13 protein-coding genes are annotated in these 8,463 nt (G+C 31.4%); 11 read left to right on the top strand and 2 right to left on the bottom strand.

All coding sequences use genetic code 11. The annotated features are described in order from the left end of the window. Window positions 1-253: 253 nt before the first annotated feature. Window positions 254-652, bottom strand: a complete 399-nt coding sequence (locus tag CD121_RS10940) for a ribonuclease HI family protein (protein ID WP_029055345.1) — start codon at window positions 650-652, stop codon at window positions 254-256. A gap of 175 nt (window positions 653-827) precedes the next feature. Continuing rightward, window positions 828-1,532, bottom strand: a complete 705-nt coding sequence (locus tag CD121_RS10945) for a queuosine precursor transporter (protein ID WP_017638021.1) — start codon at window positions 1,530-1,532, stop codon at window positions 828-830. Between the two features lie 260 nt (window positions 1,533-1,792). Here CD121_RS10945 and CD121_RS10950 point away from each other — a divergent pair, with 260 nt between their 5' ends. The 11 genes from CD121_RS10950 to CD121_RS11000 all read left to right on the top strand — a co-directional run bounded on the left by CD121_RS10950 (window position 1,793) and on the right by CD121_RS11000 (window position 8,315). After that, window positions 1,793-1,978: a zinc-finger domain-containing protein gene (locus tag CD121_RS10950; protein ID WP_081581220.1), complete on the top strand. Its 186-nt coding sequence runs from the start codon at window positions 1,793-1,795 to the stop codon at window positions 1,976-1,978. 12 nt (window positions 1,979-1,990) lie between these two features. Next, window positions 1,991-2,245 carry a NifU N-terminal domain-containing protein gene (locus CD121_RS10955; RefSeq protein ID WP_017638020.1) on the top strand — a complete coding sequence of 85 codons (255 nt, stop codon included), beginning with the start codon at window positions 1,991-1,993 and terminating at the stop codon, window positions 2,243-2,245. Between the two features lie 30 nt (window positions 2,246-2,275). Next, the gene (locus CD121_RS10960; RefSeq protein WP_029055346.1) at window positions 2,276-3,391 is read left to right on the top strand and encodes a conserved virulence factor C family protein; all 1,116 of its coding nucleotides are present in this window, start codon (window positions 2,276-2,278) and stop codon (window positions 3,389-3,391) included. A 25-nt stretch (window positions 3,392-3,416) separates the two neighbouring features. After that, entirely contained in the window at window positions 3,417-3,860 is a 444-nt protein-coding gene (gene brxA, locus CD121_RS10965; RefSeq protein WP_029055347.1) for a bacilliredoxin BrxA, read from the top strand. A 216-nt stretch (window positions 3,861-4,076) separates the two neighbouring features. Then, complete coding sequence (locus CD121_RS10970) at window positions 4,077-5,033, top strand: thymidylate synthase (protein WP_017638017.1); 957 nt, start codon at window positions 4,077-4,079, stop codon at window positions 5,031-5,033. 166 nt (window positions 5,034-5,199) lie between these two features. After that, window positions 5,200-5,682 carry a dihydrofolate reductase gene (locus tag CD121_RS10975; protein ID WP_017638016.1) on the top strand — a complete coding sequence of 161 codons (483 nt, stop codon included), beginning with the start codon at window positions 5,200-5,202 and terminating at the stop codon, window positions 5,680-5,682. A gap of 11 nt (window positions 5,683-5,693) precedes the next feature. Then, window positions 5,694-6,536: a DegV family protein gene (locus CD121_RS10980; protein WP_017638015.1), complete on the top strand. Its 843-nt coding sequence runs from the start codon at window positions 5,694-5,696 to the stop codon at window positions 6,534-6,536. A 96-nt stretch (window positions 6,537-6,632) separates the two neighbouring features. Next, the gene (msrA, locus tag CD121_RS10985; RefSeq protein WP_017638014.1) at window positions 6,633-7,160 is read left to right on the top strand and encodes a peptide-methionine (S)-S-oxide reductase MsrA; all 528 of its coding nucleotides are present in this window, start codon (window positions 6,633-6,635) and stop codon (window positions 7,158-7,160) included. After that, the gene (gene msrB, locus CD121_RS10990) at window positions 7,153-7,581 is read left to right on the top strand and encodes a peptide-methionine (R)-S-oxide reductase MsrB (RefSeq protein WP_017638013.1); all 429 of its coding nucleotides are present in this window, start codon (window positions 7,153-7,155) and stop codon (window positions 7,579-7,581) included. Before msrA ends, msrB begins: the two co-directional genes overlap by 8 nt. 12 nt (window positions 7,582-7,593) lie before the next feature. After that, on the top strand, window positions 7,594-8,094 hold the full coding sequence (locus CD121_RS10995; RefSeq protein WP_126568289.1) for a PTS sugar transporter subunit IIA: 501 nt from the start codon (window positions 7,594-7,596) through the stop codon (window positions 8,092-8,094). After that, complete coding sequence (locus tag CD121_RS11000) at window positions 8,094-8,315, top strand: YozE family protein (protein ID WP_017638011.1); 222 nt, start codon at window positions 8,094-8,096, stop codon at window positions 8,313-8,315. Before CD121_RS10995 ends, CD121_RS11000 begins: the two co-directional genes overlap by 1 nt. Window positions 8,316-8,463 lie beyond the last annotated feature (148 nt).

Below are 8,463 nucleotides of genomic sequence, written 5' to 3' on the forward strand. Positions count from 1 at the left end.
AGGGAACAGTACTAGTTGAAGACCTTAGAAATTCTCACAGATTTATCTGTGTAGTATTTCTGGCTGAAACTGTACCATGGGAAGGGACCCAACACAGAGAAACTGATTAAATCAGTTTCTACAAGCAAAGCAAGTTGGGCATATCGAAGCCATGCAATACGAAGTATTGGATATAAAGAAAGCACTAAGATGATTAAAATAAATCATCTTAGTGCTATTATTTTAAGATTTATATTCCAGCATCTTCTTTTTACTATTTACGCTTTAACAATTTAAATAAAGCTTGTTGTGCATGTTGGTTAGCTTCTTTATTTTGTTCTCTAGGAACCCATTTTACAAACAATAACTCAAAATCTCTTTCTAATAATTCTAATTGTTCAAAATAGGGTTTAAATTTTGCATTTTTAATATATCCCGCATCAACACTATCCGCTATCAACTTCGAATCTGTGTATAGAAGGGCATTACTTACTTTTAGTTCTCTTGCATGTTCCAATGCATGAATGCACGCTGCCCATTCAGCACTATGATTATCCATTTCACCTAATTCATGAGTGAAAATATGATGTTGATCATCTTCTTTAATGACGATAGCACAAGTACTCATTCCAGGATTACCTTTTGTCGCTGCGTCAAAATTAATTTTTGCCATTTTCACACCTGCTTATATCAAAATTCCTTACAATCTAAATCATAATATCTATTTTAATCAAAAGAACAGTAATTTAAAAATACTTCAATTAAAAACATCAAATTATGGATTTATATAAATAAAAAACACGCTTCAACTCAATTATAAATTAAGTAAAGCGTGTGGCCACTATATATTAATAACCTTCATCCAATTTACTAATTTTACCTTTACGATAAAATGATTTCGCAATATAGCCAAATGGCACATTGAAAATAGTAGATACAAGTTTTAATACATATGTTGTTATGAATATTTCAAATACTGCCATACCAGGTAAACTTCCGATAAATGCGATAGATACGAAAAGGGCAGTATCAATGATAGAACTAATTACAGTACTACCATATGCTCTTATAATAAATGTTTTATCAGAACTAAATATTTTTTTAATTAGTGAGAAGATAAACACATCTATATGTTGTCCGATAATATATGCAACGATTGAACCTAATGCAATTCGTGGTACGACATCAAAAATGGCATGAAATGCGCTTTGAGCTGTGTCTTCTGGAGCAGGGATGAAATGTAATGACATTTGCATGACAATAATCATAACTAATGTTGAAGAAAATCCTAACCACACTGCGCGTTTAGCTACCTTTCTTCCATAAATATCATTCAATATATCAGTAGCCAAATAAATAGACGCAAACATGACATTACCTAAAGTAGCTGAAATACCAAATATTTCTACAGTTTTGATGACTTGAATATTAGCAATAATTGTACCAATTGCTACCCAAGCTATTAAACCATGTTTACCAAACAATCGATACATCACTACCATTAAAATAAACGTTACTAAAAACGTAGCTATTCCAAAAATTTCATTATACATATACTTTTCCTCCTAAATTTTGTTAATGCGGGTGTTTAGAAACCGCTAAAATAACTTAACCATTTTACTTGAAAAATGTTACTAATGCAATACGTAACGTTAATTAAATTTGTGGTTCTTAATAGCAAATTGATTATTGTTAATCCATCCATAATAAATGCTATAATGTTTACATGTGAATGATTGAGGTAGTATTAAAAACTAAATGTATCTCTTTATTTGCGACATAATAAACGCTATAGCTAAAGGGAGTTGAGAATATACTTACTTATTCCGAACAACAAGCTATAAATCGAATTGATCAATTATTGACTACGTATTGTCATCAATGTCCATTAAAGTCGCATATAAGAAAGACTGAAAATAAGACGCAGGCACATCATTTTTGTATCAATGAATGTTCAATTGGTAAACAAATCAAACAAATTGGAAACGAACTTCAATAGGAGGTAGTTAATATGGAAATTGTTTCAATTTCAGAAACACCAAACCACAACACTATGAAAATCACTTTAAATGAATCACGTGAAGATATGAAATCAAATACTTATACAGAAGCTCAAGAAGGGCAACCTGAATTCATCAATGCATTATTCGACATCGACGGTGTGAAATCTATTTTTTACGTTATGGATTTCATCTCTGTAGATAAAGAGGATCAAGCTGATTGGAATACACTTATTCCTCAAATTGAAGATAAATTCAACCAATAATTAAATTAAATTTCATGGAGGGACACATTTATGGAAATTTTACGTGTAGAACCTACACCGAGTCCTAATACTATGAAAATTGTTCTATCTGAAAAGAGGCAAGATAATAAATCAAATACTTATACTGAGGTAAACGAACAACAACCTCAATTTATTAATGATTTATTAAATCTTGAAGGTGTTAAGTCTATTTTCCATGTTATGGATTTTCTAGCTATAGATAAACAACCTAAAGCCGATTGGGAGAATGTTTTGCCATTAATTACATCTACTCTAAATAATGAAAAAAATGAGAATCAAGAGTATCAACCAGATGAACATTATGGCGAGATTAAGGCAGAAGCATTAATGTTTAAGGGTATACCATATCAAATTAAATTATCAACTCAGCAAGATGAAAAACGTAAACAATTGCCAGAGTTTTATGTAGACAATATGCTAAAAGCTCAAAAAGATAATGATAATGTCGTTTTTCTAAGAAAATGGGAAAATTTAGGCATACGATATGGCGACATAGATGAAGTCATGGATGACGTTTATGAAGAAATATTAGCGTTATACCCAGCGTCAAGAATAGAACAATTAGTTAACGAAGCACTAGAAACAGATATTGTTATCCCCGAAAGTCATTATAAACATGTAACATTAGCTGAATTTCAACAAGCTTCTGATTGGAAAGAAAAATTACGTATGCTTAAAGCATTTCCAACGCCGACTTTTGACGATATTCCTTTATTAGATTATGCATTAAATGAGGAAAAGATTCCGCTTCGTCGTGAGGCTGTAGTTTTACTAGGTATGGTTGAGGATAAAGACATTTTACCTTATATTTATAAAGGGTTACACGATAAGAGTCCTGCCGTACGACGAACTGCAGGGGATTGTTTAAGTGACTTAGGTTATAAAGAAGCACTTCCAGAAATGGAAAAAGCACTAGATGACCCTCAAAAAATCGTTCGTTGGAGAGCTGCTATGTTTATTTTTGATGAAGGAAACGAGCAACAGCTAGATAGCTTAAAAGCACATGCTAATGATCCAGCGTATGAAGTTAAATTACAAATTGAAATGGCCATTTCTAGAATAGAAAATGGGGATGAAGCCCTAGGATCAGTTTGGAAACAAATCGCTAATAGAAATAAATCCTAATAATTACTAAAAGGAGCATAAAATTATGAATGCCTATGATCAATATATGAAAGAACTTGCACAACAAATGCGTTCTGAACTTACAGATCATCAGTTTGAAAGTTTAGAATCTAGTGAATCAGTAAATCAATATATGAATAATGTAAATGAAGACGATACAACATTTGTTGTTATTAATTCTACTTGTGGTTGTGCAGCAGGTTTAGCACGCCCAGCAGCAGTAGCAGTTGCTGAACAAAATGAAGCTAAACCAACTCATAAAGTAACTGTCTTTGCAGGACAAGATAAAGAAGCTACTGAAACAATGCGTGAATATATTCAACAAGTACCTTCAAGTCCTTCATTCGCATTATTTAAAGGACAAAATCTCGTTCATTTCATGCCTAGAGAACATATCGAAGGTAGAGATATTAACGATATCGCAATGGATTTAAAAGATGCATTCGACGATTATTGTGAAACAAAATAATGCTGATTAGAGTGATACGGGAGGCTCATATTAATTTGAGTGTCCTGTATCGCTTTTTTATTAATAAGAAAAATTGACCCTTCATTAATTTTATCAAATATCTTGTTTCATACTTTTTTATGCGTCTAATTACCAGTATAATAATATTAATGTGACTATTGAAAGATAATAGGATTCCACTTCATTACATAAAATATAGAAAGGATGTATACAACCATGTTCAATTCATTCGACGCAGCATATCACGGTCTTTGTGAAGAAATCTTAGACATTGGAAATCAACGAGATGATCGTACACATACAGGCACAATTTCAAAATTTGGTCATCAACTAAGATTTGATTTATCCAAAGGCTTTCCTTTATTAACGACTAAGAAAGTTTCGTTTAAACTTGTAGCTACAGAATTATTATGGTTTATCAAAGGGGATACAAATATCCAATATTTATTAAAATACAATAATAATATTTGGAATGAATGGGCTTTTGAAAATTATGTTAATTCTAATGATTATCATGGTCCAGATATGACAAATTTTGGCCATCGTTCATTACAAGATAGTGATTTTAACGAATTATATAAAGTTGAAATGAAGAAATTCAAAGAGAAAATTTTAACTGATGATACGTTCGCACAAAAATATGGTGATTTAGGAAATGTATACGGTAAACAATGGAGAGATTGGGAAGATAAAGATGGCAACCATTTTGATCAACTTAAAACTGTTATCGAGCAAATTAAACAAAATCCTAATTCACGCCGTCATATCGTTTCAGCTTGGAACCCAACTGAAATCGATACAATGGCATTACCTCCGTGTCATACGATGTTCCAATTCTATGTACAAGATGGAAAATTAAGTTGTCAATTATATCAACGTAGTGCAGATATCTTTTTAGGTGTTCCATTTAATATTGCAAGCTATGCCTTACTTACTCATTTAATAGCTAAAGAATGCGGTTTAGAGGTTGGGGAATTTGTCCATACTTTTGGTGATGCACATATTTATTCAAATCATATGGATGCTGTACAAGAACAACTTTCTCGTGATAGTTTCAATCCACCTCAAATCAAAATTAACTCAGATAAATCTATTTTTGATATCGACTATGAAGACATAGAATTAATTAACTATGAGTCTCATCCAGCTATCAAGGCACCAATTGCAGTATAATTTTTAAATTAATCTTAATATTGATAAGTATTTTACAAATTTTCAAATTTATCTTTAGAAAACTTCCTTAATTACTACCTAATAGTAACGAATTGTATTCAATTTATGTTACATTTAATTTATGAAATCGATACACTAATGCCCACATATCAAGGAGGACAATGAAATGACATTATCTATTTTAGTCGCACATGATCAACAAAGAGTCATAGGTTATCAAAATCAATTACCATGGCATCTTCCTAATGATCTTAAACATGTTAAACAATTATCTACAGGTCATACATTAGTTATGGGAAGAAAAACATATGAATCTATAGGCAAACCTTTACCTAATAGACGTAACGTTGTTTTGACTAATAATAAGTCATTTCATCCTGAAGGTGTGGACGTTATTCACTCTTTTGAAGAAATAAAAGATTTAACAGGTCATGTGTTTATATTCGGTGGCCAAACTTTGTTTGAAGAAATGATTGATAAAGTAGACGATATGTATATAACTGTGGTTAATGGTAAGTTTCAAGGAGATACTTTCTTTCCTCGTTATACTTTTGAAGATTGGGAAGTTGAGTCCTCAGTTGAAGGCGAACTAGACGAAAAAAATACTATTCCACATACATTTTTACATTTAATAAGGAAAAAATCATAGGGGGACTATTTATGGTTAAGCAAGTTATCGTTACAGATTCTACTTCAGATTTACCTCAAAGTTATTTAAAAGAAAACGCAATCCATGTCATCCCATTAAATCTTACAATTAATGGTAAATCTTATGTTGACCAAGTTGACATTACATCTTCGGAATATATTGACTATTTAGAACAAGATGCTGATGTTAAAACAAGTCAGGCTTCTATCGGAGAAATAATTAACGTTTATGAAAAACTTGGTAAAGATGATGTAGAAATTATTAGCATACATTTATCTTCTGGTTTAAGCGGTATGTATAATACAGCTTACCAAGCTAGTCAAATGGTAGATGCTAATGTCACTGTAATTGATTCCAAATCTATTTCTAACGGTCTAGCTTATCAAATTAAACATATCGTTGAACTTATCGAAGAAGGTACGTCAACATCTGATATTGTTGATAGTGTTAAAAAGTTGCAAGACAACACTAAGTTATTTGTAGTAATTGGCCAATTAAATCAATTAATTAAAGGTGGACGTATAAGTAAAACTAAAGGACTTATAGGTAATATCATGAAAATCAAACCTATAGGTACGCTCAATGATGGTAAATTGGAACTCGTTCACAACGCTCGAACACAAAACACTAGTATCAATTATTTAAAAAAAGAAATTTCTGAATTCATTGAAAATCATAAACTTAAATCAGTAGGTATTACTCACGCAAATGCCATGGATTTTGTAGATAAAGTTAAAAATACATTTACAGAAGCTTTTAATTTCCATAATTATGATGTAAATGTTACAACACCTGTCATTTCAACACATACAGGTAAAGGCGCTATTGGATTGGTTGTTGTTCGCGAAAACTAATCCAATATATAGATATTTATAAACTTTTGAGCGTTTATCTTTATTTCTTTAATATAATATCGTAAATTATTAACAAAATAGGAAGGAGGCAATCAAATGGCTTATGCAACGTTAGCTGGAGGTTGTTTTTGGTGTATGGTAAAACCATTCACATCATATCCTGGTATTAAATCAGTTGTTTCTGGATATAGTGGTGGGCATGTAGAAAATCCTACTTATGAGCAAGTATGTACTAATCAAACTGGTCATGTAGAAGCTGTGCAAATTACCTATGATCCTGAAATAACTTCATTTGAAAATATTTTAGATGTTTACTTTAAAACATTTGACCCTACAGACGATGGGGGTCAGTTTTTCGACCGTGGTGAAAGTTATCAACCTATCATTTTTTACCATGACGAAGAACAACGTAAAGCTGCAATACTTAAGAAACAACAAATTGATGAACAAGGTATTTTTAAGAAACCTGTTATTACTCCAGTTAAACCATATAAAAACTTCTATCCTGCAGAAGACTATCATCAAGATTACTATAAGAAAAATCCTGAACATTACGAACAATATCAACGAGGTTCAGGCAGAAAAGCATTTATAGAATCACATTGGGGGTCTCAACATGATTAAGAAGAATAAAGATGAATTAAATGATATGGAGTATCTTGTTACACAAGAAAATGGAACAGAACCTCCATTTCAAAATGAATATTGGAATCATTTTGAAAAAGGTATATATGTCGATAAATTGTCTGGCAAACCATTATTCACTTCAGAAGAGAAATTCGAATCTGATTGTGGTTGGCCTAGCTTTTCGAAAGCAATCGACGATGAAGAAATTATCGAGCTAGTAGATAAAACGTTTGGTATGGTTAGAACCGAAGTACGTTCTGAAGATGCAAATAGTCATTTAGGACATGTATTTAACGATGGCCCTAAAGATAAAGGCGGTTTAAGATATTGTATCAATTCAGCATCAATTCAATTTATACCATATGACAAATTAGAAGAATTAGGTTACGGTGACTTAATACAACACTTTGAGAAATAGGAGTGGAACAAAATGTTTAAAAAATTATTCGGTAAAAGTAAAGAAGTAGATAAAAATATTCAAGTTTATTCACCATTATCAGGTGAATACGTTAAAATCGAAGACATTCCAGACCCAGTATTTGCTCAGAAAATGATGGGCGAAGGATTTGGTATTAACCCAACAGAGGGTACTGTGGTATCACCAATCGAAGGTACAGTAGATAATGTTTTCCCTACAAAACATGCTATTGGTCTAAAAGCTGAAAATGGACTTGAATTATTAGTTCATATCGGATTAGATACTGTTCAATTAGACGGTGAAGGTTTTGAAGTATTATTAGATAGTGGTGACAATGTTAAAGTTGGAGATCCAATTATCAAATTCGATGTTGAATACATTAAAAATAATGCAAAATCAGTTATTTCTCCTGTAATTATTACTAATTCTGATCAAGCAGCATCAATTCATTTTGATGATGTTCAAGCAGCAGTTAAAGGTGAAACAAAAGTCATTGATGTGACAATGAACTAATGAAAAATTATTCATTTTATCAGTTCGCTATGACAGTTAGAGGTAGAAAAGATGATAAAGGGAAATTGGCTGAACAAATATTTGAAGATTTAGCATTCCCACGCCATGAGAATGATTTCAACGAACTATCTGAATATATCGAAACTCATGGTGATTTTACTCTATCTATGTCAGTCTTCGATGATTTATATGAAGAATATACTGAATGGCTTAAATTTTAATAATTATGTATTTATCGCCTGTGACAATAGAATTTTGTTACAGGCTTATTTTAAATTCTTTTTAACTTTATCATGTTATATTTCAGTTGATTTTGAAGAATAATCCATACATACTGTAAGTATCATTTTGAAAGCAAATGATTAAATG

Source organism: Staphylococcus pasteuri, assembly GCF_003970495.1.
Lineage (GTDB): Bacteria > Bacillota > Bacilli > Staphylococcales > Staphylococcaceae > Staphylococcus > Staphylococcus pasteuri.

Excerpts from the sequence above, each read along its gene's own strand:
- brxA (WP_029055347.1), top strand. The coding sequence starts at position 3,417 with ATGAATGCCTATGATCAATATATGAAAGAACTTGCACAACAAATGCGT.
- CD121_RS10995 (WP_126568289.1), top strand. The coding sequence starts at position 7,594 with ATGTTTAAAAAATTATTCGGTAAAAGTAAAGAAGTAGATAAAAATATT.
- CD121_RS10945 (WP_017638021.1), bottom strand. The coding sequence starts at position 1,532 with ATGTATAATGAAATTTTTGGAATAGCTACGTTTTTAGTAACGTTTATT.
- CD121_RS10975 (WP_017638016.1), top strand. The coding sequence starts at position 5,200 with ATGACATTATCTATTTTAGTCGCACATGATCAACAAAGAGTCATAGGT.
- CD121_RS11000 (WP_017638011.1), top strand. The coding sequence starts at position 8,094 with ATGAAAAATTATTCATTTTATCAGTTCGCTATGACAGTTAGAGGTAGA.
- CD121_RS10980 (WP_017638015.1), top strand. The coding sequence starts at position 5,694 with ATGGTTAAGCAAGTTATCGTTACAGATTCTACTTCAGATTTACCTCAA.
- CD121_RS10940 (WP_029055345.1), bottom strand. The coding sequence starts at position 652 with ATGGCAAAAATTAATTTTGACGCAGCGACAAAAGGTAATCCTGGAATG.
- CD121_RS10970 (WP_017638017.1), top strand. The coding sequence starts at position 4,077 with ATGTTCAATTCATTCGACGCAGCATATCACGGTCTTTGTGAAGAAATC.
- msrA (WP_017638014.1), top strand. The coding sequence starts at position 6,633 with ATGGCTTATGCAACGTTAGCTGGAGGTTGTTTTTGGTGTATGGTAAAA.
- CD121_RS10955 (WP_017638020.1), top strand. The coding sequence starts at position 1,991 with ATGGAAATTGTTTCAATTTCAGAAACACCAAACCACAACACTATGAAA.
- msrB (WP_017638013.1), top strand. The coding sequence starts at position 7,153 with ATGATTAAGAAGAATAAAGATGAATTAAATGATATGGAGTATCTTGTT.
- CD121_RS10960 (WP_029055346.1), top strand. The coding sequence starts at position 2,276 with ATGGAAATTTTACGTGTAGAACCTACACCGAGTCCTAATACTATGAAA.